The sequence below is a fragment of the Methylorubrum subtropicum genome, assembly GCF_038442325.1.
Classification (GTDB): Bacteria; Pseudomonadota; Alphaproteobacteria; order Rhizobiales; family Beijerinckiaceae; genus Methylobacterium; species Methylobacterium subtropicum.
This window is the reverse complement of record NZ_JBBXMW010000011.1, coordinates 139,818-166,221: the sequence shown is the minus strand read 5'-3', so window position 1 is coordinate 166,221 and position 26,404 is coordinate 139,818. Positions and strand designations below refer to the sequence as shown.

The 26,404-nt window shown below is 70.9% G+C and carries 25 protein-coding genes and 1 pseudogene; 9 read left to right on the top strand and 17 right to left on the bottom strand.

The features are described from left to right. Nucleotides 1-8: 8 nt before the first annotated feature. The 8 genes and pseudogenes from AAHG03_RS16660 to wrbA all read right to left on the bottom strand — a co-directional run bounded on the left by AAHG03_RS16660 (nt 9) and on the right by wrbA (nt 9,329). Nucleotides 9-976 (bottom strand): annotated as a pseudogene (locus tag AAHG03_RS16660) (asparagine synthetase B family protein). A gap of 85 nt (nt 977-1,061) precedes the next feature. After that, nucleotides 1,062-1,676: a class II glutamine amidotransferase domain-containing protein gene (locus tag AAHG03_RS16655; protein ID WP_342151811.1), complete on the bottom strand. Its 615-nt coding sequence runs from the start codon at nt 1,674-1,676 to the stop codon at nt 1,062-1,064. Nucleotides 1,677-1,686: 10 nt separating this feature from the next. Beyond that, nucleotides 1,687-2,310, bottom strand: a complete 624-nt coding sequence (locus AAHG03_RS16650; RefSeq protein WP_342151810.1) for an enoyl-CoA hydratase-related protein — start codon at nt 2,308-2,310, stop codon at nt 1,687-1,689. A gap of 39 nt (nt 2,311-2,349) precedes the next feature. Next, complete coding sequence (locus tag AAHG03_RS16645) at nt 2,350-2,475, bottom strand: hypothetical protein (protein WP_342151809.1); 126 nt, start codon at nt 2,473-2,475, stop codon at nt 2,350-2,352. A 5-nt stretch (nt 2,476-2,480) separates the two neighbouring features. After that, on the bottom strand, nt 2,481-3,626 hold the full coding sequence (locus AAHG03_RS16640) for a hydroxymethylglutaryl-CoA synthase (RefSeq protein WP_412759761.1): 1,146 nt from the start codon (nt 3,624-3,626) through the stop codon (nt 2,481-2,483). Between the two features lie 784 nt (nt 3,627-4,410). Next, entirely contained in the window at nt 4,411-7,527 is a 3,117-nt protein-coding gene (locus tag AAHG03_RS16635; protein ID WP_342151808.1) for an efflux RND transporter permease subunit, read from the bottom strand. Nucleotides 7,528-7,565: 38 nt separating this feature from the next. Further along, a complete protein-coding gene (locus AAHG03_RS16630) occupies nt 7,566-8,681 on the bottom strand; it encodes an efflux RND transporter periplasmic adaptor subunit (RefSeq protein WP_342151807.1) in 1,116 nt (371 codons plus the stop codon). A 48-nt stretch (nt 8,682-8,729) separates the two neighbouring features. After that, nucleotides 8,730-9,329, bottom strand: coding sequence for an NAD(P)H:quinone oxidoreductase (wrbA, locus tag AAHG03_RS16625; RefSeq protein ID WP_342151806.1), 600 nt, complete (start codon nt 9,327-9,329; stop codon nt 8,730-8,732). Nucleotides 9,330-9,431: 102 nt separating this feature from the next. Here wrbA and AAHG03_RS16620 point away from each other — a divergent pair, with 102 nt between their 5' ends. Beyond that, nucleotides 9,432-10,331: a LysR substrate-binding domain-containing protein gene (locus AAHG03_RS16620; protein WP_342151804.1), complete on the top strand. Its 900-nt coding sequence runs from the start codon at nt 9,432-9,434 to the stop codon at nt 10,329-10,331. Between the two features lie 42 nt (nt 10,332-10,373). Here AAHG03_RS16620 and AAHG03_RS16615 read toward each other — a convergent pair whose 3' ends face one another. Further along, the gene (locus tag AAHG03_RS16615; RefSeq protein WP_342151802.1) at nt 10,374-11,333 is read right to left on the bottom strand and encodes a LysR family transcriptional regulator; all 960 of its coding nucleotides are present in this window, start codon (nt 11,331-11,333) and stop codon (nt 10,374-10,376) included. Nucleotides 11,334-11,435: 102 nt separating this feature from the next. Here AAHG03_RS16615 and AAHG03_RS16610 point away from each other — a divergent pair, with 102 nt between their 5' ends. Then, a complete protein-coding gene (locus tag AAHG03_RS16610; RefSeq protein ID WP_342151801.1) occupies nt 11,436-12,143 on the top strand; it encodes a DsbA family oxidoreductase in 708 nt (235 codons plus the stop codon). A 313-nt stretch (nt 12,144-12,456) separates the two neighbouring features. Here AAHG03_RS16610 and AAHG03_RS16605 read toward each other — a convergent pair whose 3' ends face one another. Together AAHG03_RS16605 and AAHG03_RS16600 are read right to left on the bottom strand one after the other, a co-directional pair. After that, on the bottom strand, nt 12,457-14,361 hold the full coding sequence (locus AAHG03_RS16605) for a propionyl-CoA synthetase (protein ID WP_342151799.1): 1,905 nt from the start codon (nt 14,359-14,361) through the stop codon (nt 12,457-12,459). A 166-nt stretch (nt 14,362-14,527) separates the two neighbouring features. Continuing rightward, on the bottom strand, nt 14,528-14,707 hold the full coding sequence (locus AAHG03_RS16600; protein ID WP_342151798.1) for a YdcH family protein: 180 nt from the start codon (nt 14,705-14,707) through the stop codon (nt 14,528-14,530). Between the two features lie 245 nt (nt 14,708-14,952). On the opposite strand from AAHG03_RS16600, the gene AAHG03_RS16595 reads away from it, so the two are divergent. Next, nucleotides 14,953-15,174, top strand: coding sequence for a YdcH family protein (locus AAHG03_RS16595; protein WP_342151855.1), 222 nt, complete (start codon nt 14,953-14,955; stop codon nt 15,172-15,174). A gap of 165 nt (nt 15,175-15,339) precedes the next feature. Here AAHG03_RS16595 and AAHG03_RS16590 read toward each other — a convergent pair whose 3' ends face one another. Further along, nucleotides 15,340-15,516 carry a DUF3606 domain-containing protein gene (locus AAHG03_RS16590; protein WP_342151796.1) on the bottom strand — a complete coding sequence of 59 codons (177 nt, stop codon included), beginning with the start codon at nt 15,514-15,516 and terminating at the stop codon, nt 15,340-15,342. A gap of 220 nt (nt 15,517-15,736) precedes the next feature. Between AAHG03_RS16590 and purE the strand changes: the two genes are divergently transcribed. Continuing rightward, nucleotides 15,737-16,234, top strand: coding sequence for a 5-(carboxyamino)imidazole ribonucleotide mutase (purE, locus tag AAHG03_RS16585; protein WP_342151795.1), 498 nt, complete (start codon nt 15,737-15,739; stop codon nt 16,232-16,234). Nucleotides 16,235-16,250: 16 nt separating this feature from the next. Then, a complete protein-coding gene (locus tag AAHG03_RS16580) occupies nt 16,251-17,360 on the top strand; it encodes a 5-(carboxyamino)imidazole ribonucleotide synthase (protein WP_342151793.1) in 1,110 nt (369 codons plus the stop codon). Here the strand turns inward: AAHG03_RS16580 and AAHG03_RS16575 are convergent. Further along, nucleotides 17,329-17,718, bottom strand: a complete 390-nt coding sequence (locus AAHG03_RS16575) for a response regulator (RefSeq protein WP_342151791.1) — start codon at nt 17,716-17,718, stop codon at nt 17,329-17,331. The two genes, AAHG03_RS16580 and AAHG03_RS16575, sit on opposite strands and share 32 nt — an antisense overlap. A 294-nt stretch (nt 17,719-18,012) precedes the next feature. On the opposite strand from AAHG03_RS16575, the gene AAHG03_RS16570 reads away from it, so the two are divergent. Together AAHG03_RS16570 and AAHG03_RS16565 are read left to right on the top strand one after the other, a co-directional pair. Continuing rightward, nucleotides 18,013-18,882 carry a tetratricopeptide repeat protein gene (locus AAHG03_RS16570; protein ID WP_342151789.1) on the top strand — a complete coding sequence of 290 codons (870 nt, stop codon included), beginning with the start codon at nt 18,013-18,015 and terminating at the stop codon, nt 18,880-18,882. Nucleotides 18,883-18,999: 117 nt separating this feature from the next. Continuing rightward, complete coding sequence (locus AAHG03_RS16565) at nt 19,000-19,377, top strand: response regulator (protein WP_342151788.1); 378 nt, start codon at nt 19,000-19,002, stop codon at nt 19,375-19,377. Between the two features lie 130 nt (nt 19,378-19,507). Here AAHG03_RS16565 and AAHG03_RS16560 read toward each other — a convergent pair whose 3' ends face one another. From AAHG03_RS16560 to AAHG03_RS16550, 3 genes are all read right to left on the bottom strand, one after another. Then, nucleotides 19,508-20,572, bottom strand: coding sequence for a zinc-binding metallopeptidase family protein (locus tag AAHG03_RS16560; protein WP_342151786.1), 1,065 nt, complete (start codon nt 20,570-20,572; stop codon nt 19,508-19,510). Between the two features lie 204 nt (nt 20,573-20,776). Beyond that, nucleotides 20,777-23,455, bottom strand: a complete 2,679-nt coding sequence (gene alaS / locus AAHG03_RS16555) for an alanine--tRNA ligase (RefSeq protein ID WP_342151784.1) — start codon at nt 23,453-23,455, stop codon at nt 20,777-20,779. Between the two features lie 90 nt (nt 23,456-23,545). Continuing rightward, a complete protein-coding gene (locus AAHG03_RS16550; protein WP_342151783.1) occupies nt 23,546-24,253 on the bottom strand; it encodes a helix-turn-helix transcriptional regulator in 708 nt (235 codons plus the stop codon). Between the two features lie 74 nt (nt 24,254-24,327). Here AAHG03_RS16550 and AAHG03_RS16545 point away from each other — a divergent pair, with 74 nt between their 5' ends. Beyond that, entirely contained in the window at nt 24,328-24,927 is a 600-nt protein-coding gene (locus AAHG03_RS16545; RefSeq protein WP_342151782.1) for a glutathione S-transferase family protein, read from the top strand. Between the two features lie 50 nt (nt 24,928-24,977). Further along, on the top strand, nt 24,978-25,316 hold the full coding sequence (locus tag AAHG03_RS16540) for a DUF1491 family protein (protein ID WP_342151781.1): 339 nt from the start codon (nt 24,978-24,980) through the stop codon (nt 25,314-25,316). 11 nt (nt 25,317-25,327) lie between these two features. Here the strand turns inward: AAHG03_RS16540 and AAHG03_RS16535 are convergent, their stop codons facing one another. Beyond that, a complete protein-coding gene (locus AAHG03_RS16535; RefSeq protein WP_342151780.1) occupies nt 25,328-26,317 on the bottom strand; it encodes a hypothetical protein in 990 nt (329 codons plus the stop codon). Nucleotides 26,318-26,404: the final 87 nt, after the last annotated feature.

The following is a 26,404-nucleotide window of genomic DNA, read 5'->3' as shown; positions in this document are numbered from 1 at the left end:
TTGCGCCGCTAGAGGGCGTCCGGCAGGAACGGCCGCATCGCCTCGCGGAAGACGTGCTTCTCCGTGGCGCCGCGGATCTTGTGCCGGACCGGGATGCGCGCGGCGAGTTCCGCGGCGTGGTGGTCGAGGAGCGGCACGCGGCCCTCGATGCTGTGGGCCATCTCCATCCGGTCGCCGAGGGTCGTGAGCACGAAGTTCGGCAGGAAGCTCTTGGCCCAGAGATACATCGACCGGTGCACCGGATCGCGGCCGGCGAGCCGCCCGTGGTCGAGGCCGTCGTAGAAGCGCCGGTAGGGGGCGACGCCCCCGGCGCGCGCCCGCAGCCCGCCGTCGTAGAGCCGCTGGAGCGCGTCGAACCAGCCCGCCTGGTTGCCGACCCAGGAGATCCCGTGGCCGAGGCGCTCGGTCATCCAGGCGGCGTCGGCGGGTAAGGCGTCTCGGCCGTAGCCGCCCTCGCTCGCGGCGAGCCGCCCGCGCAGTTCGCGGATGACGGCCGGGTCCTGGCCCTCCGGGTTGTGCAGGATCATGTCGCGGCGGAAATGGGGATAGCCCGCGAACATCTCGTCGGCGCCCTCGCCGGTCAGCACGACCTTGAAGCCGCCTGCGCGACCGCCCGGCTGAGCCGGTACTTGGCGACGCCGTGCGCGTTGAAGAACGGCGTCTCGTTGTGCCAGAGCGCGTCCTCGAAATCGTCGGCGAGGTCGTCCTGCGCGACCGAGATCGGGTGGAAGCGCGCGCCGTTGAAGGCGGCGGCCTCGACGGCGAAGCGGCGCTCGTCGTAGCCCCCGTCGTCGGTGAAGGAGAGGTTGAAGGCGTCGAGCGGCGCCTCGCGCAGGTGCGTGGCGCAGCCGAGCAGCGCCGAGGAATCGATGCCGCCGCTGAGGTAGACCGCGACCGGCACGTCGGCGCGCAGGCGCAGCGAGACCGATTCCAGCACCGCCGCCCGCAGGGCCTCGACGGCCTCCGCCTCGCCCATGTCCCCCTAGGCCAGGGCCTGCGCCGTGGCGAAGTCGAGGTCCCAGTAGGCGCGCTCGCGGACGCGGCCCGGCGCGGCGCGGCGGTCAGGATGTGGCCCGGCGCGAGGCTGCGCACGTTCCGGAACAGGGTGCGGTCGCCGAGATAGAAGCCGCGGGAGACGTGTAGGCGTCCTCGTCCCAGACCGCGGGCACGCCGGCGGCGAGCAGCGCCTTGACCTCGGAGCCGACGTAGAGTGCGCCCGCGTGCTCGGCGACGAACAGCGGCTTGATGCCGAAGCGGTCGCGCATGGCCACGAGCTGGCGCTCGGCCGCGTCGTAGAGCACGAGCGCGAACTCGCCGCGCAGACGCTCCAGCCCGGCCGTGCCGAACTCGCGGTAGAGGTGCAGCGCGATCTCGCTGTCGCTCTCGGTGCGGAAGCGGCAGCCGCGGGCTTCGAGTTCGGCGCGGATGCGCTCGAAGTGGTAGAACTCGCCGTTGACGATGAGCTGCACCTGCCCGTCCGCCGAGGCGATGGGCTGGCGCCCGTTGTCGAGGCCGATGATGCTGAGCCGGGTGTGGCCGAGGGCGACGCCCGCCCGCGGGTCCAGCCAGATGTCGTGCTCGTCGGGGCCGCGGTGGCGGATCGCCGAGAGGCCGGCGAGGATGTCGCGGCGCGCGATCGGGCGGGCGCCGTCTTGGACGGCGAGGAAGCCGCACATAGTCGATCTCCTATCGGAATGGGGGAAGGGATGGCGGGGCCTCAGGCGGCCTCGCCGACGGCCGGGATCCAGGCGGGGCGGCGCTTGGCCAGGAAGGCGGCCATGCCCTCCTGCGCCTCCGCGCCGACCCGCAGGCGGGCGATGAGGCGGCAGGTGCTCTCCGCCTCCTCCGAGAGCCCGTGTGCTCCTGGAGCTGTCCCAGCAGGCTCTTGCAGCCGCGCAGGGCGTCGGCCGCCGCCACCTCGTGGACGAGGCCGTCCGCGAGGGCGTCGCGCGCATCGAACGCCTCCGCCGCCAGGAAGCGGCGGCGCGCCCGGCGCACGCCGATCGCGCGGACCACGAAGGGCCCGATCACCGCCGGCACGAGCCCGAGGCAGGGCTCGCTGAACCGGAAGGTCGCCGCCTCCTCCGCCAGCACCATGTCGGCGCAGGCGAGCAGGCCGAGGCCGCCGCCGTAGGTGCAGCCCTGGGCCACCGCGATCACCGGCATCGGCAGGGCCGCGAGGCCGCGCAGCGCCGTCACGAGGTGGCGGGCGTCGCGCAGGTTGTCGGCCTCTCCCATGCAGGCCCCGCGGCGCATCCAGTTCAGGTCGGCGCCGGCGCAGAAGTGGCGCCCCTCGCCGGTGAGGAGCACGGCCCGCAGGTCCGACTCCCGGGCGAGGTCCGCCGCGGCTTACGCGATCTCACCGAGCATGACCTCGTCGAGGGCGTTGCCGCGCCGCGGCCGGGCGAGGCGGATCTCGGCGATCTCGCCGCCGCCGCGGGACACGCGGCAGCTCACGTGGACGGACCGGTCCATGGCGATCAGGCCACGGCCTGGAGCGGCACGAGCTGGGCCTCGGGGATCGCCTCCTCGTAGACCCGGCGCTGGTCCTCGACCGCCGCGAGGCGGAAGCGCCCGGCGGCCTCCTGGGGCAGCGCACGGTCCTCGACCTGCTTGGGCACGTCGTAGAACCACGCCGCGTAGGTCTCGTCGTCGAGGCGCTGGCGGGCCTCGATCATCGCCTTGTGGGCCTCGGCGCGCAGGTAGCGGCGGTAGCTCGAGCGCACGGTCGCGGTGAAGAACTCGCCCACCGAGCCGCTGCCGTAGCTGAACAGGCCGATATGGCGCCCGCCCAGATCCTCGGCGCAGTTGTCGAGGAGCGAGCACAGGCCGACGTAGAGCGAGGCCGAGTAGGTGTTGCCGATCAGGCGGCCGTAGACCTGGCTGTCGGCATAGCTCGCCTCGCCGAGATGGGCGGCCTCGGGGCCGGCGGCCTCGGCCAGCGCCGCGAAGGCCTTCTTGGCCATCTTCGTGAACGGCTGGTGGAAGCAGAGCTTGTCGACCGCGTCGAGGGGCAGGCCGCCCTTGCGGCGGAAGTCCGCCCAGGCCTCGGTGAGCGAGCGCAGGTAGACGTCGATCGACAGCTTGCCCTCCACGAGCGCCGCGGAGCGGTGGTTGGGCCGCCAGAAGTCCATGACGTCGACGCTGAACAGGCCGCTCTGCGGGTGGATCTCGATCAGGCGCGGGTTGGCGGAGATCACCATCGCCACGGCGCCGGCGCCCTGCGTGCACTCGCCTTCCGAGCCGCGCTCGTAGCGGGCGATGTCGGAGGCGATGATCAGCACCTTCTCGGTGGGGTGCTGGCGCACGAGGTCGCAGGCGAACTGGATGCCGGCGGTGGCGCCGTAGCAGGCCTGCTTGAACTCGACCACGCGGCAATTGGGGTTGAGCCCCAGCACGCCGTGCACGAACAGACCCGCCGACTTCGACTGGTCGATGCCGCTCTCGGTGGCGAAGATCACCGTGCTGACGGCGTCGCGCACGACGTCGCTCAGGAGCGGGGCGACGGCGTTGGCCGCCATGGTGACGATGTCCTCGTCGGGCGCGGGCACGGCCATGCGCTCCTGGCCGATCCCCTTGGTGTACTTGGCCGGGTCGATCCCGTGCGCGGCGGCGAGATCGGCCAGGTCGTAGTATTGGCCGGGGGTGTAGATCGCGATGTCGTCGATGCCGACGGCGTTGATGGGGTCATTGGCGGGTCGTCCTCTCTGCTTCGTGCTTCGTCACGTTGCTGGAGCGCACCGGAATGCGCGGCGGGCGCGGCCACCGGATCGGAGGGCGCGTCCCGACGCTCCGAGATTTTCATCTCAGGTTGTGCAGCCGCCGGACCCTGTGGCCGGAGCGGACCGGGGGGCCGGATGTTTCCGTGCCCGTCCCGTGCTGCACTGCGTCGTCGCCCAAGGTCATCGCACGCGCCGGTGATTCGGAAACAGTTCGAAATATCGGGCTTATTTCGGAATCCATCTCATGGAACTAGACCAATTCTCGACTCTTGATGTTCTCGCGGATTGATAGAGAGGAGAAATTATTATCCAGTAATGTCTCAAGGCGATTTAACATATCTCGTCAGGAAAGCGGCGATGCGCCGGAGATCCGATCGTTGCTGCACGGCGGATGGTCGATGACGCCGGATATATTGCAGACAATTCATTCGACGGCATGGCGGAGCGCCCCTCCCACGCGGCCCCTTTCGCTGCATATGCGAACGCCCCCGCACCGGTGGGGTGCGAGGGCGTCCAGGCCGAAGTTTAGGTGACTTCAGGTAGCGCCTGGACGATCGTCCAGATTCCCGTGCCGCATCGGTTTCTTCCGAAAGCCGGCATCCACCTTTCGGGCCGATGCGCTGGGTTCTCGTGCCGCATCGGCTTCTTCCGAAAGCCGGCATCCACCTTTCGGGCCGATGCTTCAGGATCACTCCGCCGGCGCGGACAGGCCGGCCCGGTCCTCGACCGGGCTCTCGACCGGATTCCTGGCCGCGTCCGGGCGGTGGTCGCGGGCCAGCATCGTATAGACGCTCGGCAGCACGATCAGCGTGAACAGCGTGCCCACCAGCATCCCGGCCACCACCACCACGCCGATGGCGAAGCGGCTCGCCGCGCCCGCCCCGGCGGCGAAGACCAGGGGCAGCAGCCCGACCACCATCGCCGCCGTGGTCATCAGGATCGGCCTCAGGCGGATGCGGGCCGCCTCGACGATCGCGGCCCCGCGGTCGAGCCCGCGGCTGACCTGAAGCTCGTTGGCGAAGGCCGTCATCAGGATGCCGTGCTTGGCGATGAGCCCGACGAGGGTCACGAGGCCGATCTGGGTGAAGATGTTGAGCGTGGCGTAGCCGAGCCAGAGCGGCAGCAGCGCCCCGAAGATCGAGAGCGGCACGCTCGCCAGGATCACCAGCGGATCGCGGAAGCTGTCGAACTGCGCGGCCAGCACGAGGAAGATCACCACGAGGGCGAGGCCGAAGGCGATGGTGAGCTGGTCGCCCTCGGTGACGAACTGGCGCGATTCGCCGAGCCACGCGACGTCGAGCCCGGCGGGCAGCGCCTGCGTCCGCTCCTTGAGGAAGGCCACCGCCCGCCCCATCGTCACGCCCGGCGCCGGGACCGCCGAGAGGGTCGCCGCGTTCATCTGGTCGTACTGGCCGAGCTGGTTCGGCTCGGCGCGCTGGGAGGAGCGCACCACCGTGTCGAGCGGCAGGAGCGCACCCGAGCGGGCCCGCAGGTAGAAGCGGCCGAGGTCGGCCGGATCGGCCCGGAAGCGCCGCTCCACCTGCGGGATGACGTCGTAGGACCGACCGCGGAAGGCGAAGTGGTTGACGTAGTTCTCGCCCACCAGGATCGCGAGGGTGCCGGCCACGTCGCGCATCGACAGGCCGAGGTCGCTCGCCCGATCGCGATCGACCGAGAGCGTGACGCCGGGCTTGTCCCAGGACAGGTCGGAATCGACCACCGCGAACAGGCCGCTCTCCCGCATCTCCTTCTGGAGGCGCGCGTTCTCGGCCTGGAGCTGCGCGAAGTCGACCGGATCGCGCAGGACCATCTGCACCGGCAGGCCCGGCGCCGTCGGCAGGGCCGGCAGGAGGAAGGCCATCACGGCGAGGCCGGGATTCTGGGCGCCGTCGGCCTGGAGTTCGGCCATGATCGCGCTGGCGCTGCGCGTCCGCTTGTCCCAGGGCGCGAGGTTGACGCCCGCGAAGACCGAGCGCGGGCCGGGCTCCGTCTGGCTGGAGCCGTTGAGCACCCAGGTCGTGTCGGTCTCCGGCAGACGACGGAAGGCCGCCTCCAGCCGCGCCGAATAGCGCTCGGTGTAGTCGAGGTTGGCGTAGCGCGGCGCCTTGGCGACCTCCATCACCGTGCCCTGGTCCTCGCTCGGGGCGAATTCCCGCTGGAAGCCGGCATAGAGGAAGCCGGTGCCGACGAGGGTGGCGAGGCCGGCGAGCAGCATGAGCGGGCGGACCCGCAGGGTGGCGCGCAGGAGCCGTAAGTAGCGCTCCGCGAGCCGGGCGAAGACCCGCTCGATCCACGCCCCGAAGCCCCGCGGGCTCTGCGGGCTCTGCGGGCTCTGCGGGCGCAGCAGCAGCGCGCTCATCATCGGCGACACGCACAGGGCCACGAGTCCCGAGACCAGCACGGCGCCCGCCAGGGTGAAGGCGAACTCGCGGAACAGCGAGCCGGTCAGCCCGCCCATCAGTCCGATCGGCGCGTAGACCGCCGCCAGCGTGATCGTCATGGCGACGACGGGGCCGACCACCTCGCGCGCGCCCCGCAGCGAGGCCTCGAACGGGCTCAGGCCCTCCTCGATGTGCCGGTAGACGTTCTCGACCACGACGATGGCGTCGTCCACGACGAGGCCGATGGCGAGCACCATCGCGAGGAGCGTGAGCAGGTTGAGACTGAAGCCGGCCAGCAGCATCAGCCCGGCGGCCCCGACCAGCGAGAGCGGGATCGTCACCATCGGGATCAGCACGGCCCGCCAGGACCCGAGGAACAGGAAGATCACCACCACGACGACGATCGCCGCCTCGACCAGCGTGTGCTCGACCTCCGTGAGGGCCGCGCGCACGAAGCGGGCGACGTCGAAGACGTTGCTGATGTCGAGGCCCGGCGGCTTCGAGCGTTCGAGCTGCGGCAGCAGGCCGGTCACCGCCGCGACGATGTCCAGCGGGTTGGCCTCGGGCGTGCCGTTGACGGCCACGACCACCGCCCGGCGCCCGTTGATGAGCGCGCTCTGCTCGTAGTCCTGGCCGCCGACCTCGATGCGGGCGACGTCCTCCAGGCGCACGGCGGCGATGCCGTCGCGCAGGACCATGCGGCGGAAGGATTCGGGATCCTGCGTGTCGGTGTCGGCGGCGACCGCCGCGGCGGTCATCGCGCCCTTCACCTGCCCGGCGGCGATCTGGACGTTGTTGCGCGCGAGCGCCTGCGACACCTCCGCGGCGGTGACGTCGTGGGCGGCGAGCTTGTCCGGGTCGAGCCAGACCCGCATGGCGAGGTTGCGCCCGCCCATGATCTGCACCGAGGCGACGCCCTTGACCGAGGAGAGCAGCGGCTGCACAGCGCGCACCGCGTAGTCGTTGATCTCCTGCACCGGGAGCGTGTCGCTCATCAGCGCCACGTACATGACCGCGGTCGGATCGTCGGTGACCTTCTCGATCACCGGGTCGAACGCCTCCCGGGGCAGGCGGTACTTCGTCTGCTGCACCTTGGCCATGATCTCGGACAGGCTGCGGTCGGCGTCCGCGTCGAGCCGCAGGCGCGCCTTGATCAGGCTGCGCCCCTCCGTCGAGATCGAGGTCAGGTACTCGATGCCGTCGGCGGTCGCCACGGCCTGGGCGAGCGGGGCGGTGACGAAGCCCTGCATCAGGTCCTGCGCAGCGCCGGGATAGCGCGTCTCGACGGTGATCGCCGCGCTCTGCAGTTTGGGATACTGGCGTAGCGGCAGGGCGAAGAGCGCGAAGGCGCCCCCGATCAGCAGGAGCAGGCTGACCACGACCGCCAGGGTCGGGCGGCGCACGAACAGGTCCGTGAAGGCCATCGAGGGGTTCCTCGCTTCTTGATCCGTGGGAGGGGCGGTCAGCGCCGGTCGGCGCCGACGGAGGCCGTGGCGACCGGGCGGGCCGACGTCTCGACCCGCACGGCGGCGCCGGAGCTCAGGCGGATCTGGCCGGCGGTGACGACCGTCTCGCCCGCGCGGAGGCCGCCCGTGACGGCCACGCGCCCGTCCCGGAGGCGGCCGGTGGCGACCGCGACCTGCTCCGCGCGCCCGCGGCCCGAGGCGTCGATGTCGCGCACCACGAAGGCGGTGTCGCTGGCCGCGCTCGCCACGATCGCGGTCTCGGGCACGCTGAGGCCGCCGGCCTCCGGGGCGAAGCTCAGGCTCGCCGAGGCAGCGGCCCCCGGACGCAGCAGGGCCTCGCGGTTGTCGAGCCGCGCCCGCAGGGCGATGTTGCGGGTGGCGGGGTCGATCTGGGGGTCGATGGTCTCGAGCCGCGCGGTGAAGCGTCGCCCGCCCGCCGCGTCGCTCTCCACCTCCACCGCCTGCCCGACGCGCAGATCCGCGAGATGGCGCTGCGGCAACGCGAAATCGACGTAGAGCGCGTCGAGGTCGGTCAGGGTGGCGATCGGGTCGCCGGGCTTGAGGGTGTGGCCGAGATCGGTCCGGCGCAGGCCGAGTTCGCCCGCGAACGGCGCCCGCACGGTGCGCTGCGCGAGCGCCGCCTCCGCGCCCTCGCGCAGGGCCCGGGCCTGGTCGAGGCCCGCCCGGCGCTTGTCGACCTCCGCCTGCGCGGTCGCGGCGCGCTGCAGGAGTTCGCTGCCGCGGTCGAGCTGCAGCCGGGCCAGCGTCTCGTCGGCGCGGTAGCGTTCGAGTTCGGCCCGCTGCGGGTCGGCGAACAGCTCGACGAGGGGCGCGCCCGCGGCGACCCGCCCGCCGCCCTCGAAGCGGATCGCCGTGACCCGGCCCGCGACCTCCGCCGAGAGCATCACCTGCCGCACCGCCCGCAGCGAGGCCGCGGCGGTGACGGTGCGGGCGACGGGCTCGGCGGAGACCGCCTCGGTCTCCACCGTCTGGACGGTCTCCGGCTTGCCGGCGGGCGCCTCCTCGGCGCGGGTGGCGCGGAGCCAACCCGCCGCCGACCCTGCGGCGAGCACGAGGACGAGCGCGAGGGCAACCGATCGGGCAATACGCATGACGCGTCTCCTCGTGGGCGGGCTTGGCAGGCAGCTTGGCGGGCGGGATCAGGCGGCGAGGCGGGCGGCGACCTGCGCGACGTGCCGGCCCTGGAAGCGGGCGCCGTCGAGTTCGTTCGGGCTCGGGGTGCGGGACCCGTCGCCGCCGGTGATCGTGGTGGCGCCGTAGGGGCTGCCGCCGCTCACCGCGTCGAGCGTCATCTGCCCCTTGAAGCCGTAGGGCAGTCCGACGATCACGAGCCCGAGATGCATCAGGTTGGTGATCAGCGAGAACAGGGTCGTCTCCTGTCCGCCGTGCTGGGTCGCCGTGGCGGTGAAGACCGCGCCGACCTTGCCGTTCAGGGCGCCCTCGGCCCAGAGGCCGCCGGTCCGGTCGAGGAAGTCGGCCATCTGGGCCGGCAGGCGTCCGTAGCGGGTGCCGGCGCCGACGACGATCGCGTCGTAGTCCGGCAACTCCTCGACGCGGGCGAGCGGAGCGGCCTGATCGAGCTTGTAGCCGGACTGGCGGGCCACCGCCTCGGGAACCGTTTCCGGAACGCGCCGGATCGCCACCTCGGCGCCGGCCTCGCGGGCCCCCTCGGCGACGGCCTCGGCCATCGTCTCGATGTGACCATAGGTGGAGTGGTAGAGCACGAGAACCTTGGGCATGGGGGCCTCCTTCTCTGCGGTACGGCCCGAGAGCTAGGCGCCGGCCCCCTTGCCGGGAGGAGCGATGGATGGCACGCCCCGTTCCAGAAATGGAACGAGGCGATGCACAACCTCACGGATCTCCTGCTGTTCGCCAAGGTCGCCGAGCACGGCGGCTTCTCGCCGGCCGCGCGCATGCTCGGCCTGCCGAAATCGACCCTCAGCCGACGCATCGCGGCGCTGGAGGACACCATCGGCGCCCGCCTGATCCAGCGCTCGTCGAGCCGCTTCTCCCTGACCGAGATCGGCGAGGCGTATCTCGTCCATTGCCGGGCGATCGACGCCGAGGCGCAGGCCGCGCAGGAGACGGTGGAGCGCTGGCGCGCCGAGCCGCACGGGCAGTTGCGCGTCAGCTGCCCCATCGCCCTCGCCCAGGCGCGGGTCTCGACGATGCTCTCGCACTTCCTGCTCGCCTACCCGAAGGTCGCGGTCCGGCTGATCGCCACGAACCGCCGCGTCGACATGATCGAGGAGGGGATCGACCTGTCCCTGCGGGTGCGCTTCCCGCCGCTGGACGACAGCGACCTCGTCATGCGGGTCCTGGCGCGGAGCGAGCAGGCGCTCGTCGGTCAGCCGGCGCTGCTGACCCGCCGGGGCCGACCGCGGCAGCCGGACGACCTGCGCGGCCTCGAAGGGATCGACCTGATCCGCTCCGAGACCCGCCACGTCTGGGAGATCGGACGCGCGGACGGGCCTCCGGCGAGCGTCCCCTTCGCGCCGCGCTTCACCTCGGACGACATGGTCACCCTGCGGCAGGCGGCCATCGACGGCGTCGGCATCGTCCAGCTGCCCGTCTACCTCGTGCGCGACCACCTCGCCGCCGGCACGCTCGAACGGGTGCTTCCGGACTGGACGCCGACCCCCGGCATCATCCACGCGGTGTTCCCCTCCCGTCGCAGCCTCGCGCCGAGCGTGCGGGTGCTGGTCGACTTCCTCGCGGAGCGCTTCGGTGCCGACGGCTGACCCGCCGGAAGCCTCGCTCGGCAAAAGGCGCGACAGGAGGCGCTACACCCTCGTTCCGGCCTCGTCGTCGTCCGACGGCCGGCGACCGCCATCCGGGACGACGCCCTCGTCCTCCGCTTCCGCGACCGCGTCGCAGAACACGCCGACGAGGTCGAGCACCTGCCGCATGTCTCCGTCGTGGTCCATGTAGCCGAGATGGAGCTGGACGACGCGGCGGGCGCCCTGGGCAAGGGGCAGCGGCTGCAGGCGGCCGGCGGCGAGTTCGTCCCGGATCGCGTGCTCGGGCAGCCACGCGAAGCCCTCCCCCGCGCAGACCAGGGCGATCGAGGTGGCGATGTGGCTGACGGTCCAGCGGCGGCGCGAGCCGAGCCAGCCGCTGTCGACGCCCCGCGGGCCGGAATCGCTCAGCACCACCTGCCGATGCTCCTTGAGGACGGCGTGGGTCGGTTCGGGCAGGGCCTGGAGCGGGTGGCCGGGCGCGGCCACGCACAGGAAGCGCACCGGCAGGATCGGCTCGACGATCGTGCTCGTGGGGAGCTGACCGGCGATGGCGATGCTGATGCGCCCGTCCTCCATCATCGCCTTCGCGCCCGAGAGCGCCGTCTCGTGCACGATCACCGAGAGGTTGGGGTAGATCCGCGCGTAGTCCGAGAGCGCCCGGAATAGGAGCCGACGCGGGAAGATGATGTCGATGGCGATGGCGACCTCGCCCTCGGCCTCCGGGTCGAAGCCGGTGCAGAACTGCTCGATCTGCGCGGCGTGCCCGACGAGTTCGCGGGCGCGCGGCAGCACCATCCGGCCCATATGGGTCAGCCGTGTCCGGCGGCCCTCGACCACGAACAGGTCCTGGCCGAGGCACTCCTCCATCTTCCGCACCGCGTGGCTGATCGCGGACTGCGTCTTGCCGAGCCGCTCGGCCGCCTGGAGGAAGCTCCCGCTCTGCGCCGCGGCCACGAAGGCCCGCCACTGTTCCAGCGTGATTCGCGCGAACGACCTGTCCATTCCGCCCCCGTCCCGATCCGGCGCCCCCGATCCCCGGGCCGGGCCCGGCAGGCGGCGGGTATGACCAAAGTCGGCAAGCATTCCCAATTAAATTTGCTGTTCATGCCCCGTCGCGGGACACAGATTCCGATCATCTGCGATGATCGGGGAAGATCAATGACCAAGATGAGTATTGAATTTTTTCACGATGTGTTATGCGGCTGGTGCTTCGTCATGTCGCCGCGCCTGCGCCGTCTCGTCCAGGATTTTCCGGTCGAGATCAAGCACCGCTGCTTCGTGCTTCAAGACAGCCGCGAGCGGATGTCCGAGGTGTTCGGCTCGATGCCCGCCGCCAAGGAGATCATCCTCGGGCACTGGGTGCAGTGCGCCGCCGCCGACGACCAGCCGGGCCGCATCGACGTCGAGGGGATGCGGGCGCAGCCCTTCGAGTACCCGCACGGGCTACCGGGCGCGCTGGCCTGCAAGGCCGCCGAAATCCTGGGCGGGCAGGCCGCGCACTGGGATGCGTTCGACCGCATTCAGGCGGCGCACCTGACCGAGAATCGGAACGTCGGCGACGAGGCCGTGCTCGAAGCCTGCGCCGCTGCCGTCGGCCTCGATGCGGCGGCGTTCCGCGCGGCGGTCCGGCGGCCCGAGACGCGGGCCCAGGTCGAGGCCGACCGGCGGCGCGCGCGCATCCTCGGCATCCGCTCGATCCCGAGCCTCGTCGTCGGCGAGCGCGTCCTGCCGGCCACCTCTAACGAGGCCGCGCTGCGCCGGATGGTCGAGAGCCTTCTCGACGACCCCACTCTGCATCGTCGCGCGAGCTAGACAATCGTCCTGGACATGAAATCCAGGACGATTGTCTAAGTTGCCGTGCCGCATCCCTCCCCCCTCTGCGGGGGAGGGTGGCCCCCGAAGGGGGTCGGGAGAGGGGAGCCCGGCTTCCGGAGATGGCTGGACAACGGCGGCGAGGCGGTAGCGTTGCGCTGCCCCTCTCCCGTCGGCTCCGCGGACACCCTCCCCCGCAGAGGGGGGAGGGACTTGCGTCGCGCTTTACGATCGCCGCTCTAAGTTGACGTGCCGCATCGGCTTTCTTCCGAGAGCCGGTTCCCACCTCTCGGGCCGATGCTCTGGACGGTCGTCACCCCCCGATCCCCCGCTCCTTCAGGCTCACGCCGATCTCCTCCAGCACCGCCGGGTCCTCGATGGTCGGCGGCATCGAAAACTCTTCGCCGTCGGCGATGCGCTTCATCGTGGCTCGCAGGATCTTGCCCGAGCGCGTCTTGGGCAGGCGCCCGACGGTGAGGGCGAGGCGGAAGGCCGCCACGGGGCCGATCTCGTCGCGGACCTTGGCGACCAGTTCGCGCTCCAGTTCCTCCGGCGCCTTGTCAACGCCGGACTTGAGGACGACGAAGCCGCAGGGAGCTTCCCCTTTGAGCGCGTCGCGGATGCCGATCACGGCGCATTCGGCGACGTCCGGGTGCGAGGCCAGCACCGCCTCCATGCCGCCGGTGGAGAGGCGGTGGCCGGCGACGTTGATGATATCGTCGGTGCGGCCCAGCACCGTGACGTAGCCGTCGGCATCGACCACGCCCGCGTCCGAGGTGTCGTAATAGCCCGGATAGGTTGTGAGGTAGCTCTGGCGGAAGCGGTCGTCGGCGTTCCACAGGGTCGGGAGGCAGCTCGGCGGCAGCGGCAGCTTGAGGGCGATGGTGCCCATCGTGCCGGTCGGCACCGGCTTGCCGGCCTCGTCGAGGACGTGGAGGTCGTACCCCGGCATGGGCTTCGCCGTCGAACCGTGCTTGACCGGCAGCGGCTCGACCCCGAGCGGGTTGCCGGCGATCGCCCAGCCGGTCTCGGTCTGCCACCAATGGTCGATCACCGGCTTCCCCAACGCCCGCTCGGCCCAGGCGACGGAATCCGGGTCGGCGCGCTCGCCCGCGAGGAACAGGGCGCGCAGCCGCGACAGGTCGTAATCCGCGAGTTTTTGCGCGCGCGGGTCTTCCTTCTTGATGGCGCGAAGGGCCGTGGGCGCGGTGAACAGCGTCGAGACGCCGTGCTCGGCCGCGACCCGCCAGAACGCGCCGGCGTCCGGCGTGCCGACCGGCTTGCCCTCGTAGAGCACGGTGGTGCAGCCGTGCAGCAGCGGGCCGTAGACGATGTAGGAATGGCCCACGACCCAGCCGATGTCGGAGGCGCAGAAATACACCTCGCCCGGCGCCACGTCGTAGAGATGCGTCATCGACCATGTCAGCGCGACGCAGTAGCCGCCGGAATCGCGCACCACGCCCTTTGGCCGGCCGGTCGTGCCCGAGGTGTAGAGGATGTAGAGCGGATCGGTCGCCGCCACCGGCACCGGATCGGCCCGGCGCCCGTCGCGTCGCGCCTGCTCGACGCTCTCGGCCCAATCGCGGTCGCGGCCCTCGGTCATCGCGGCCAGGCCTTGCGGCCGTTGCAGGATCAGGCAGGCTTCGGGCTTGTGAGCGGAGCGGGCGATGGCGGCGTCGAGCAGCGGCTTGTAGGCTACGACGCGGCTCGGCTCGATGCCGCAGGAGGCGGCGAGGATCACCTTCGGCGTCGCGTCCTCGATGCGGGCGGCGAGTTCGTTGGCGGCGAACCCGCCGAACACCACCGAGTGGATCGCACCGAGCCGGGCGCAGGCCAGCATGCCGAAGAGCGCCTCCGGCACCATCGGCATGTAGATCACCACCCGGTCGCCGTGGCCGACGCCGAACTCGGCGAGCAGTCCGGCCAACACCGCCACCTCGTCCTTCAGTTCGCCGTAGGTGACCGTGCGCTTCGTGCCGGTGACGGGCGAATCGTGGATGATCGCCGGCTGGTCGGCGCGGCCCCCCTCGGCGTGGCGGTCGACGGCGTTGCGGCAGACGTTGAGCCGGGCCTCCGGGAACCAGCGGCCGTAGGCGCCCTGGGTCGGATCGAAAGCGCGGGTCGGCGCCGCGTCCCAGTCGATGGCATCGGCGGCGTCGAGCCAAAAACCCTCGCGGTCGCTCAGCGACGCGGCGTGGAGGTCGGCGTAGCGGTTCATCGGGCTTCCTCGCGGGGCCCGGTTCGCTCCGGGCTCGTCGGTTCGCAAGATAGCGCGGGCATGGCCCAAAAACGAAGACCGCCGCGCTGGTGGCCCAGGCGGCGGCATACGCGATGAACAAAGAAAAAGGCCCGGCGGCGTGGGCCGCGGGCCTCGGGTCGGCGCCCTAGTGCACGGTCTCGTGCGACTGGAGGCGCTGGATTTCGTCCTTCAACTGCAGTTTCTTACGCTTGAGTTCGGCGATGCGCAGGTCGTTGCTGGAGGGCGACTGGATCGCGTCGTGAAGCTCGCGCTCCAAAGCATCGTGCTTGGCGGCGAGCTGGCTCAAATGCGTCTGCAAGGACATGAGGGGAAGCTCCTCTATCGTTTCCGACCTCCGTAGACTGGCACAGGAAACCGCCGCTGTCGAAGCCATTCGGCGGCAAAATGCACGGCAGGATAACAAGCTCATTTCAAATTGCGGGGTCTTGGCGGAAGAACCTTCTCCCCCCTATCCCCGGCCGAATCCGCCGAGCTTGGCTCGCCCGCCTTGCCCCGCCGGGAGGCTTGGCGCATGGTCGGGCCGGTCGGTGCGATGGCGTGTTTCGAGCGATGATGGCGGACGAGGTTGCCAACGATCTGAACCCCGATCCGGCGGGCGAGCTCAGCCGGTTGCGCGAGGAGCACCGCGACCTCGACGAGGCGATCGAGGCGCTCAAGCTCAGCGTGGCGGGCGATCAGTTGCAGATCCAGCGGCTGAAGAAGCGCAAGCTGATCCTGCGCGATCGCATCAACCTGCTCGAAGACCAGATGACGCCCGACATCATCGCGTGACGCCGGGCGTTTTTTCGCGTCCAACGGCCTCGACCGATCCGTTCAGACCCGCGCCGTCATTGCGAGGCGGAACTGACGCAATCCAGCGCTCCGCATTCTCCGGAGAGCTCGCGCCGCTGGATTGCTTCGCTCCGCTCGTAATGACGGAGTGAGTTTGAGGCCGGGCTATTTTGCCAGATAGGCTGTGACGCTGGAGACGCGGGTGCCGACCATGCGGACGGCCTTGCGCAGGCGCTCGTCGGTGACCTGCAAGAGGTCGGCCCAGTGACGGCGGCTGGCGGTGTCGTAGATGTCGATATGGGAGGGGGTACGGGCGCGCGTGATCGGGTCCTGAGTGGACATCGGAGGACTCGCTGGTTGTAAGGAAGGCCCAGTCGAGGGCCATTACGCTCACAACGCGAAGACCCGGCTTCGGCTCCGGCAAAACACGCCCGTCCCGCGCTTTTTCGATGGGCTGCGGCAGGATGCTCCGGCCGCGCTTGCGGGCGCACGCACGCGCCTGTTATGCGACCCGCTTCGCGGGCGCTGGCCCGCCTCTCGTGCGCAGCGGATCAGGACGACGATGGCGGGATCTCCCCCGGTCGCGATCATCATGGGGAGCCAGTCCGACTGGGCGACCATGCGCAACGCCGCCGAGACGCTCGACGCGCTTCAGGTCGCCTACGACGCCCGCATCGTCTCGGCCCACCGCACCCCGGACCGGCTCGTCGCCTTCGCCAAGGGCGCGCGGGAGGCGGGCTTCAAGGTGGTGATCGCGGGCGCGGGCGGCGCCGCCCACCTCCCCGGCATGACGGCGGCGATGACGCCGTTGCCGGTCTTCGGCGTGCCGGTGGAATCGAAGGCGCTGTCGGGCCAGGACAGCCTGCTCTCGATCGTGCAGATGCCGGCGGGCATCCCCGTGGGAACGCTCGCCATCGGCCGGGCCGGCGCGGTCAACGCCGCGCTTCTGGCCGCCGCGGTGCTGGCGCTGACCGACCCGGCGCTGGCCGCCCGGCTCGATGCGTGGCGCGCCCGCCAGACCGAATCCGTCACCGAGCGCCCCGACACCACCCAACCCTGACAGACGCCAGAACTCGATGACCCCTTCCCCGCCCATCCGGCCCGGCGCCACCCTCGGCATCGTCGGCGGCGGCCAGCTCGGCCGCATGATCGCGCTCGCGGCGGCGAATTACGGCCTCAAGGTCCACGTCTACGCCCCCGACGCCGACAGCCCGGCCTTCGACGTCGCCGCCGCCCACACGGTCGCAGCCTACGAGGACGAGGCCGCGCTCGCGGCCTTCGCGGATGCCTGCGACGTGGTCACCTACGAGTTCGAGAACATCCCCCACGCCACCGCCGCGATCCTGGCCGAACACGCCACCGTGCGCCCGAGCGCGCACGCCCTGCTGACCACGCAGGACCGGCTGGTCGAGAAGGACTTTGTGAATGGCCTCGGCATCCCGACCGCGCCCTACCGGGAGGTCGGGACGGCGGAGGAGCTTGAGACGGCTCTCGAAGAGCTCGGTCGCCCGGCGATCCTGAAGACGCGCCGGTTCGGCTACGACGGCAAGGGTCAGCGCACCATCCGCGAGGGCGACGACGCGGTGGCGATCCTGGCGGGCTTCGACGGGGCGCCCTGCATCCTCGAAGGCTTCGTGCCTTTCCTGCGCGAAATCTCGGTGGTGGCCGCCCGCGGGCCGGACGGGGCGTTCGCGGCCTACGAGCCCTGCGAGAACGAGCACCGCGACCACATCCTGGCCTTCACCCGCGTGCCGGCCTCCGGCCTCGATCCGGCGACCGCCGCAGCGGCCGAAAGGATCGCCCGCGCGATCGCCGAGGCGCTCGACTATGTCGGCGTGCTCGCGGTCGAGCTGTTCGAGGTGGAGGCGGAGGCCGGCCCCGCCCGCCTCGTCGTCAACGAGATCGCCCCGCGGGTGCACAATTCCGGGCACTGGACCACGGAAGGCGCGCTGACCTCGCAATTCGCCCAGACGGTGCGCGCCGTCTGCGGCTGGCCGCTGGGCAGTACCGCCCGCACCGGCGGCATGAGCGTCGAGATGGAGAACCTGATCGGCGACGCGTCGGAGCGCTGGCACGCATTGCTCGCGGAGGGCAGCACCCATCTCCACCTCTACGGCAAGGCCGAGGCCCGGCCCGGCCGCAAGATGGGTCACGTCACCCGGCTGATCCCGAAGCCGGCCCCTTGAGCCCGGCGACCAGCCGGACGAGTTCGGGATCGCCGAAGGGTTTCTGCAGCAGCGGCACGCCCGAGAACCGCTCCGGCACGACGTTCGAATCGTGGGCGGTGGCGAAGAGGTAGGGCACGCCGCGGGCCTCCAGCGCGTCGGCGAGGCGATACGAGGTCTGCCCGCGCAGGCCGATATCGACCACCGCGGCGTCGAGCGGCTGGTCCAGGCCCTCGGCCATCACCTCGGGCACCTCCCCGAACGGCCCGACCACGGCGCCGCCGGCCCGCTCGATGATCCGCCGCGTGTCCTGCGCGGTGAAGTACTCGTCCTCGACGACGAGGATGCGGAGCCCCGACAGGGGATATTGCGAGCCCATGACGTTCCCCCCGCAGGCGCGCCGTTGCGCCGCCCGAGCGTTGAAGCTTAACCGTAAATCCTGTCGCGCATCGGCAACAGCCGACGAAAGTCTGAGGCCCCCCGCGTCTCCCGAGGGGGGTGCCGGGACGGGGGCCACACCTTCGCCACATCGCGCCGCTTGAGCAGCGGGACGGGGCGCCGTTTTCAGCGGACCTTAAGCGCCCATTCACTCTGTTGCGGCAGCGTGCGCGACGAGGGAACCCAGGTCCGCCGGGACCGGCATCCGCGGACGCGACGCGGGGGAGAATCGAAGATGATCGGGATGACGCTGCAGGGACCGAAGGCGAGGCTGGTCGGCGCCGTCGCACTGACGGCCGCGGCGCTCGCCGGCTGCGAGACCTACGGCACCGCCACCTCCGCGCCGCGCCAGTTCGCCGTGATGGAGACGGACACGACGGGGGCCACCAATGTCAACATCGCCTCGCTGTCGGACGTGATCGCCCGCAACCCGTCGGATGCCGGCGCCTACAACACCCGCGGGGCGGCCTATGCCCGCTCGGGCCAGTTCGGCGACGCGATCGGCGACTTCTCGAAGTCGATCCAGCTCGATCCGTCCTCGGCCTCGGCCTTCAACAACCGCGCGCTGGCCTACCGCCAGACCGGCCGGGCCGACGCGGCGATGCAGGACTTCTCGAAAGCCATCGCCAACGATCCGAACTTCTCCGCCGCCTATATCGGCCGGGCGAATCTGGAGCGGGCGCAGGGCGACCTCGACGGCGCGCTCAACGACCTCAACGTCGCGATCCGCCTCGCACCGGAATCGGCCGAAGCCTACCACGCCCGCGGCCTCGTGCGGCAGAAGCAGGGGAACCACCCGGACGCGATCGGCGACTTCGCCGCCGCCATCGACCGCAACCCGTTCGTCGCCGCGCCCTACGCTGCCCGCGGCCAGAGCCTGATCGCGCAGAACCAGTACGACAAGGCGATCGAGGACTTCAACGCGGCGCTCAACGTCAATTCGAAGGACTCCGCGTCCTGGGCCTATCGTGGGCTTGCCTACGAGAAGACCAACCGCCGCAAGGAAGCCGCCGAGAGCTACCAGCAGGCCGCGCGCCTCGACCCGAACAACGCCATGGCCAAGCAGGGCGTCGGCCGCATGTCGGGCGGCGGCGGGCTGTTCTAACGCCCCTCCGGACGGCCGTTCACGAACTCGTTACCGTTCACGGGGTTCTTCCCTGACTGCTGTCCGATCCCGGCGCCCCGCGCGTCGGTGTCGGAACGCCTGTCAGGGAGCCGAACGATGACCCGATCCCGCTTGCTGGAAGGGCGCACCGTGCTCGTCGTCGAGGACGAGTACTTCATCGCCGACGACCTGCGCCGCGTGTTCGAGGAGAACGGCGCGCAGGTGATCGGCCCCGTCGGCAGCGTCGAGGACGCGCTGGCGATCCTGTCCGACGCACCGCGGATCGACGGGGCGGTGCTCGACATCAACCTGCGCCAGACGATGGTCTACCCGGTAGCCGACGCGCTGCGGCAGCGCGGCGTGCCGTTCGTGTTCGCCACCGGCTACGAGAGCACGGTGATCCCCGAGCGCCTGCGCGACGCGATCCATTGCGAGAAGCCGGTCGAGCCCACCCGCATCGCCGACGTGCTGTTCGGAGAAGCCCTCGCCTGCTGAAACCCAGGTTTCGAAAGGACAAGTCCTTTCGCGGGTCCAGGGCGGAGCCCTGGTCTTGGAGGGAAACCGGGGCTCTGCCCCGGTGCCCCGCCAAAGGGCTCGCCCTTTGGGAACCCCTGACTGGGCCCGCTCAGACCCGGCCGTGGACGAGGTCGTGGATGAAGCCGAGCTTGCGCACCACCGGCGGGGCGAGGACGAAGGGGTAGAGGTCGCCCTCGCCCATCGCGCGGTTCATGCTGTTGAGCGCGAAGACCAGCGGCAGCCACGCATCCACGATCTGCTGGATGGTCTGCGCCGTGTAGGGGTCGAAGGTGATCTGCGCGGAGATCTCGCCGGAGCGGTCGACGTCGGGCTTCACCTGAAGGCCGAAGGCTGCAGCCATCTCCAGGGTGTCGACGATGTGCAGGTAGTGGGCCCAGGTCTCGGCGAAGTCCTCCCACGGATGGGTCGTGGCGTAGGCCGAGACGAAGTTCTCCTGCCAGTCGGCGGGCGGGCCCTGGTCGTAGTGGCGCTTCAGCGCCTCGCCGTAATCCTGCGAATCGTCGCCGAACATCGCCCGGCAGGGTTCGAGCTTGCCCGCATCCCGCACGAGGATGTCCCAGTAATGGTGCCCGACCTCGTGGCGGAAATGGCCGAGCAGGGTCCGGTAGGGCTCGCCCATGCCGGTGCGGCGCTTCTCGCGCTCGGCCGGGTCGGCCTCGACCAGCGCGATGGTGATGACGCCGTTCTCGTGGCCGGTCATCACCTTGGGGCCGTCCGCGGCGGGCGGGTCGGCGAGGAAGTTGAAGATCAGGCCGTGCTCCGGGTCCTCGGCGCGGGTCTTCAGCGGCAGGTTCCAGCGCAGCAGCGTGTAGAACAGCCGGTGCTTGGCCAGTTCCATCTCCTGCCAGTGATGCAGGTTCTTCGGGTCGGACACATCCGGCACCGTGCCGTTGTGGCGGCAGGCGAGGCAGAACGCGTCGGTCGAGCCCGGCGGCACCATCCAGTTGCAGGTGTCGTGCGCCGCGTTGGTGCAGAGGAAGCTCTGGCTTTCAGGCAGCGCCAGCGGCGTCCAGGCGTTGTTGGCGCCCGCGGGCTCCAGCGCCGAGAGCGTCCCGGTCTGCGGCAGGTAGCCGAGCCGGTGGCCGCAGCGCTGGCAGGTGCGGTTCTCGAAATACAGGATGTTGTCGCAGGACTGGCAGCGGAAGAGTTTCATCGGGGCGGGGTTCTCGAGACGCGAAGGCACGGCGATGCAACAGACACGCCGTAGCCGCCGGGAAAGCCGCGACCGCCGCCCATGTTCCAGGTTTCGAAAGGACAAGTCCTTTCGCGGGTCCAGGGCAGAGCCCTGGTCTTGGAGGGAAGCCGGGGCTCTGCCCCGGCGCCCCGCCAAAGGACTCGTCCTTTGGGAACCCGTGACTTACGCCGCGGCCAGGGCCTCGGCGATGGCGGCGAGCGCCGCGTCCGCGCCCTTGCCGTCGGGGCCGCCGGCCTGGGCCATGTCGCGGCGTCCGCCGCCGCCCTTGCCGCCGAGATGGCCCGCGCCCACGCGCACGAGGCCGACCGCGTCGTAGCGCCCGGTCAGGTCCTCGGTGACGCCGACGACGAGGCCGGCCTTGCCGTCGGGCGCGACGCCGACGATGGCCACGATCCCGGAGCCCAACCGGGTCTTGCCCTCGTCAGCGAGCCCCTTGAGGTCGCGCATCTCGACGCCCTCGACCACGCGCGCCATCAGCTTCACACCGTTGACCTCGCGGGCCTCGTCGCCCCCGCCGGCCGCACCGCCCATGGCGATTTTTTTCCGCGCATCCGCCAGTTCCTTCTCCAGGCGGCGGCGCTCCTCGATCAGCGTGGCGAGGCGGTCCGGCACGTCGGCGACCGGGGCCTTGATCAGGCCGGCGAGCTGGCTCAGCGTGCGGCTCTCGGCCTGCCGGTGGCGGCGGGCCGCGTTGCCCGTCATCGCCTCGATGCGGCGCACGCCCGCGCCGACCGCGCTCTCGCCGAGCACGGTGATCTGGCCGATCTGGCCGAGATGCGACACGTGGGTGCCGCCGCAGAGTTCGATCGAGAAGTTGGGCAACCGCCCGCCTTCGACCTCGATGCCGTCGTCGTCCACGGGCCGGCCCATGGAGACGACGCGGACCTCGTCGCCGTACTTCTCGCCGAACAGCGCGCGCGCGCCGGATTCGATCGCCTCGTCCACCGCCATCAGCTTGGTGACGACCGGGGCGTTCTGGAGCAGCACCGCGTTGGCGATCTCCTCCACGCGGGTCAGCTCGGCCTCGTCGATGGGCTTGGGATGGCTGATGTCGAAGCGCAGGCGCTCGGGGGCGACGAGCGAACCTTTTTGCGCGACGTGGTCGCCGAGGACCTGCCGCAGGGCCTCGTGCAGCAGGTGGGTCGCGGAGTGATTGGCGCGGATCGCGGCGCGGCGGGCGTGGTCTACCTTCAGCTCGACGGCGGCGCCCATCGCCAGCGTGCCCTCGTCCACGGTGACGTGGTGGACGAACAGGTCGCCGAGTTTTTTGTCAGTTCCGGTCACCCGCGCTTTTAAACCGGGGCCCGAAATCGTGCCGGTGTCACCCACTTGGCCGCCGGACTCGCCGTAGAACGGCGTCTGGTTGACGACGACGAGGCCGGACTCGCCCGCCCCCAGCGCCTCGACCTCGGCGCCCTCGCGCAGGACCGCGCTAACGACGGCCTCGGCCACCTCGGAATCATACCCCAAAAACTCGGTGGCGCCGGTGCGCTCCTTGATGCCGAACCAGACCGTCTCGGTCGCGGCCTCGCCCGAGCCCTGCCACGCGGCGCGCGCGGCCTGCTTCTGGCGCTGCATCGCGGCCGTGAACGCCTCCGTGTCGACGCCGATGCCGCGGGCCTTCAGCGCGTCCTGGGTCAGGTCGAGGGGGAAGCCGTAGGTGTCGTAGAGGGTGAAGGCGGTCTCGCCCGAGAGGTTCTGCCCCTGGCCGAGATCGCGGGTCTCGGCATCGAGAATGGCGAGGCCCCGCTCCAGGGTCTTGCGGAACCGGCCTTCTTCCAGCCGCAGGGTCTCCGAGATCAGCGCCTCGCTGCGGGTTAGCTCGGGGAAGGCCTGCCCCATCTCGCGCACCAGCGTGGGGACGAGGCGGTACATCACCGGCTCGCGGGCGCCGAGCAGTTCGAGATGGCGCATGGCGCGGCGCATGATCCGGCGCAGGACGTAGCCGCGGCCCTCGTTCGAGGGCAGCACGCCGTCGGCGATGAGGAACGAGGTCGAGCGCAGGTGGTCGGCGATGACGCGGTAGGAGGCGCGCGTCGCGGGCTCGGGCGCCTTCGACACGGCATGCGCCACCGCATCGATCAGCGCGCGGAACAGGTCGGTGTCGTAGTTCGAATGCATCCCCTGGAGGATCGCGGCCATGCGCTCCAGGCCCATGCCGGTGTCGATCGAGGGCCGCGGCAGCGGGTTGCGTAACCCCGGCTCGATCTGCTCGTATTGCATGAACACGAGGTTCCAGAATTCGAGGAAGCGGTCGCCGTCCTCGTCCGGCGAGCCGGGCGGGCCACCCGCGAGCGCCGGGCCCTGGTCGATGAAGATCTCGGAGCACGGGCCGCAGGGGCCGGTGTCGCCCATCTGCCAGAAATTGTCCGAGGTGCCGATGCGGATGATCTTTTCATCCGAGAAGCCCGCGATCTTCTTCCACAGGCCCGCCGCCTCGTCGTCGGCGGCGTAGACCGTGACGAGGAGCTTCTCCGGCGAGAGGCCGAACTCCTTGGTGATGAGCGTCCACGCCAGCTCGATCGCGTCGGCCTTGAAGTAGTCGCCGAACGAGAAGTTGCCGAGCATCTCGAAGAAGGTGTGATGCCGGGCGGTGTAGCCGACGTTGTCGAGATCGTTGTGCTTGCCGCCGGCCCGGACGCATTTCTGCGACGAGGTCGCCTTCACGTAGGGGCGCTTCTCGACACCGGTGAAGACGTTCTTGAACTGCACCATGCCGGCGTTCGTGAACATCAGGGTCGGGTCGTTCTTCGGCACGAGCGAGGACGACGGCACCACCGCGTGCCCGGCATCCCGGAAGTAGTCCAGGAAGGTCGATCGGATCTCGTTGACGCCGCTCATCGGATAGGCTCGGGAATCAAGACGCGTCGGGAGGCCGGCTCGAACGAGCGCGGCCGCATCCGGCCCTCATACGGGCCGGCGCCTCATGAGTCACCTATGGGTATCCTGCGCAGCCGGACCGCCGCGGAGTTCGGCGAGATAGTCCCGCAGCAGGGCTGCCCGCCGCGGCCGGAAGCTCGTGCCCGTCGCGGCCACCGCGCTCAAGCGGTCGAGGCGGAACATGCGGAAAGCGTCGCGCAGGCAGCACCACGCCAGCAGGGTCATCTTGTTGTCGAGATAGACGATGGAGAGCGGCAGGATCGTGCGCTCCGTCTCCGCGCCGTCCTTGTCGGCGTAGCGGATCGCCAGCGCCTCCTCGCGCCAGCAGCCGGCTCGGATCGTCTCCATGTCGGGAATCGCCGAAAAACGCGCCTCGAAGCGGCGGGCCTGGGAGACCGCGTGGAGCAGGTGCTGCTCGGCCCGGTCGGGCAGGGTCGCGGCGACCTTGGCGAGCACCGAGGCCGCGGCCTGGGCGAGCGCCGGGTCGCCCATCTGGCGCACCTCGGACATGCCGAGTACCAGCGCCTCGATCTCGATGCGCTCGAACGTCTGCGGCGGCAGGGCCACATCCTCGATCAGGCGATAACCGTAGCCGCGCTCGCCCTCGATCCGGGCGCCGGCGGCCCGCAGCGCGTCGATGTCGCGATAGAGCGAGTGTGGCGACACGCCGGTCTCCTCGGCGAGCCGCGCCGCGGTGACGGGCGCGGGCAGGACGCGCAGCGCGTGGAGCAGGCGGAAGAGCCGGTCGGTGCGGGCCATCGGGCTGCTGACGGAAACTGACAGGTGGGGTGAGCTACACCGTTCCTCGCCCACCCACCAGCAGGAGCCCGCCAATGATCACGTTCTTCCACTCGCCCCGGAGCCGCTCGACCCGCATCGTCGCGCTGCTCAAGGACCTCGACGCGCTTGATCACGTCGGCATCGAAATCGTGACCATTCCCCGGATGGACGGCAGCGGCGGGCGCGATCCGCGCAATCCCCATCCCGACGGCAAGGTGCCGGTGCTCGACCACGACGGCGTGCTGGTGTGGGAATCGAGCGCCATCGTCCAGCATCTCGCCGAGCTGTTTCCCGATGCGGGTCTGAGCGTGCCGGTCGGCGATCCGCAGCGGGGCGCCTACCTCAGTTGGTTCGCGTGGTATGCCGGCGTGGTCGAGCCGGTGCTGACCTTGCAGGCGCTCGGCCTCGACCATCCGGGCCTCGCCAAGACGTTCCGCACCGGCGACGACCTCAAGGCGCGGCTCGCCGCGGCGCTCGCGGACCGGCCGTATCTGCTCGGCGAGCACTACACCGCCGCCGACCTGCTGCTGCACTCGCCCTATGCGTGGTTCGGCAAGCCCGGCGTGCCGGCGATCGATGCCTGGGTGGATCGCTGCATGGACCGGCCGGGCGCGCGCTTCGCGGCGGAGTTCGACGCGCGGCACGGAGCCTGAGCGCATCGCCGACGGGTGACGCCGCGGACGCAGGCGCCTATCACGGCGCCATGACGCGCCTGCGCTCCGATTTCTGGGTCTCGGCCCATCTGCGCCGCCTCAACGACGCGGGCGTGCCGGCCGTGCTGCGGCGGCGCGGTGCGGCGGAGGCCGGGGCGATCTTCGTGAAGGTGGACCGGCTCGACGGCAGCGCCGACCTGTTCGGCCCGGCGCCTCAATCCCTCATGGCGGAGGACGACGGCGAGCGCCGCTTCAGCCGGGTGATGGCGGCCGTGCCGTCCTACGAGGTCGAGGAGCAGCTGACGCGCGAGATGCGGTTCGATTCCGATCTCTGGATCGTCGAGATCGACGACGCGGGGGACCGCCACGCGCTCCCGCTGGCCGAGTAGTTTTTTGCGCGTCAGTTCGTGCGGCGCAGGCGCGAGGGCAGCGCCGGGCGGATGGATGCGGCGGCGGCGCGGGGCTTGGCGGCTTCCGGGCCGTGGAACGGCCGGTGCTCGGCGGTGCCGGACCGCTCCAGCACGGGGGCGCCGAGGATGGCGACCAGCAGGTCGCGGGCGGCAGCCCGGCCGGTCTCGCGGAACAACGTGACGAGCGAAAAAACCCGGTCGACCGAGCGCGCCACGGTGTCGTTGAGGGTGAGGAAGATGAACACCGCCTCGCCCTCGCGGAGATCCGCGGCGCGCAGCGCCAGCGTCAGCAGGTCGTAGCGGGAGGCCGGATCGGGGGCGGCGGAGAGGTAGTCCTGCGGCAGGCCGAGGCCCTCGCCTAGCGTCGCGAGGAAGCCCGGCACGTCGCGGGCATGCGAGCGCTCGACCAGGGTCGAGGCGAGCGCGCGGGGCGCGGCGGGGCACGGGCGCAGGGCCGCGGTGGCCTCCACCGCCTCGGTGATCGCGCGGCGCGTCCCGGCGTCGGCGTGCAGCCAGAGCGGGGCGAGGTCGGCGGCGGGGATGTCGAGGCGGGCGAGCAGGGTGCGGGCGAGGTCGGCGTCGCGGCGAGCGCGGGCGAGCAGCCGTTCCAGGGCGCGCAGGCCGATCAGCACGCCGGGATTCTCGGCGAGCGCCCGGTCGGCCTCCGCCTGATCCTGGGCCGGGCGCGGCGGGGCGACGTCGAGGCCGCGGGCGATCAGCGCGGCGCGCACCGCCTCCGGGAGATCGGGGCAGCCGCCGAGCTTGTCCGCGACGATGGAAGCGGTCGCCTCGTCCACCGTCGGGATCAGGCCCGCGGCGAGCGACTCGAAGGCGTGGATCATCGCCCGGTCGCGGTTGGGCGCGGCGACGAACATATCGGTCTGCACCCGCAGGATCACGGGCTTGAGATCGAGCGCGGGATCGCGCGAGAGCTCGATGAGACCGGACAGGTCCGGCACGGCGGAGACCGATGCGGGCATGGCACTTCGTTTACGCGGAACGCTACTGGGGCTGAGTAGAACGGTTCTGCGTGAATCGACCTTTAAGGGCGGTGCCGTCCGCCTGTC

Bases quoted from the DNA above. Each gene is read 5' to 3' on its own strand.
- AAHG03_RS16605 (WP_342151799.1), bottom strand. From the start codon at position 14,361: ATGAACCGCTACGCCGACCTCCACGCCGCGTCGCTGAGCGACCGCGAG.
- AAHG03_RS16550 (WP_342151783.1), bottom strand. From the start codon at position 24,253: ATGGCCCGCACCGACCGGCTCTTCCGCCTGCTCCACGCGCTGCGCGTC.
- AAHG03_RS16580 (WP_342151793.1), top strand. From the start codon at position 16,251: ATGACCCCTTCCCCGCCCATCCGGCCCGGCGCCACCCTCGGCATCGTC.
- AAHG03_RS16535 (WP_342151780.1), bottom strand. From the start codon at position 26,317: ATGCCCGCATCGGTCTCCGCCGTGCCGGACCTGTCCGGTCTCATCGAG.
- AAHG03_RS16645 (WP_342151809.1), bottom strand. From the start codon at position 2,475: ATGGACCGGTCCGTCCACGTGAGCTGCCGCGTGTCCCGCGGCGGCGGC.
- wrbA (WP_342151806.1), bottom strand. From the start codon at position 9,329: ATGCCCAAGGTTCTCGTGCTCTACCACTCCACCTATGGTCACATCGAG.
- AAHG03_RS16590 (WP_342151796.1), bottom strand. From the start codon at position 15,516: ATGTCCACTCAGGACCCGATCACGCGCGCCCGTACCCCCTCCCATATC.
- AAHG03_RS16575 (WP_342151791.1), bottom strand. From the start codon at position 17,718: ATGGGCTCGCAATATCCCCTGTCGGGGCTCCGCATCCTCGTCGTCGAG.
- AAHG03_RS16545 (WP_342151782.1), top strand. From the start codon at position 24,328: ATGATCACGTTCTTCCACTCGCCCCGGAGCCGCTCGACCCGCATCGTC.
- AAHG03_RS16570 (WP_342151789.1), top strand. From the start codon at position 18,013: ATGATCGGGATGACGCTGCAGGGACCGAAGGCGAGGCTGGTCGGCGCC.
- AAHG03_RS16635 (WP_342151808.1), bottom strand. From the start codon at position 7,527: ATGGCCTTCACGGACCTGTTCGTGCGCCGCCCGACCCTGGCGGTCGTG.
- purE (WP_342151795.1), top strand. From the start codon at position 15,737: ATGGCGGGATCTCCCCCGGTCGCGATCATCATGGGGAGCCAGTCCGAC.
- AAHG03_RS16595 (WP_342151855.1), top strand. From the start codon at position 14,953: ATGATGGCGGACGAGGTTGCCAACGATCTGAACCCCGATCCGGCGGGC.
- AAHG03_RS16655 (WP_342151811.1), bottom strand. From the start codon at position 1,676: ATGTGCGGCTTCCTCGCCGTCCAAGACGGCGCCCGCCCGATCGCGCGC.
- AAHG03_RS16540 (WP_342151781.1), top strand. From the start codon at position 24,978: ATGACGCGCCTGCGCTCCGATTTCTGGGTCTCGGCCCATCTGCGCCGC.
- AAHG03_RS16565 (WP_342151788.1), top strand. From the start codon at position 19,000: ATGACCCGATCCCGCTTGCTGGAAGGGCGCACCGTGCTCGTCGTCGAG.
- AAHG03_RS16610 (WP_342151801.1), top strand. From the start codon at position 11,436: ATGCCCCGTCGCGGGACACAGATTCCGATCATCTGCGATGATCGGGGA.
- AAHG03_RS16615 (WP_342151802.1), bottom strand. From the start codon at position 11,333: ATGGACAGGTCGTTCGCGCGAATCACGCTGGAACAGTGGCGGGCCTTC.
- AAHG03_RS16620 (WP_342151804.1), top strand. From the start codon at position 9,432: ATGCACAACCTCACGGATCTCCTGCTGTTCGCCAAGGTCGCCGAGCAC.
- alaS (WP_342151784.1), bottom strand. From the start codon at position 23,455: ATGAGCGGCGTCAACGAGATCCGATCGACCTTCCTGGACTACTTCCGG.
- AAHG03_RS16560 (WP_342151786.1), bottom strand. From the start codon at position 20,572: ATGAAACTCTTCCGCTGCCAGTCCTGCGACAACATCCTGTATTTCGAG.
- AAHG03_RS16600 (WP_342151798.1), bottom strand. From the start codon at position 14,707: ATGTCCTTGCAGACGCATTTGAGCCAGCTCGCCGCCAAGCACGATGCT.
- AAHG03_RS16630 (WP_342151807.1), bottom strand. From the start codon at position 8,681: ATGCGTATTGCCCGATCGGTTGCCCTCGCGCTCGTCCTCGTGCTCGCC.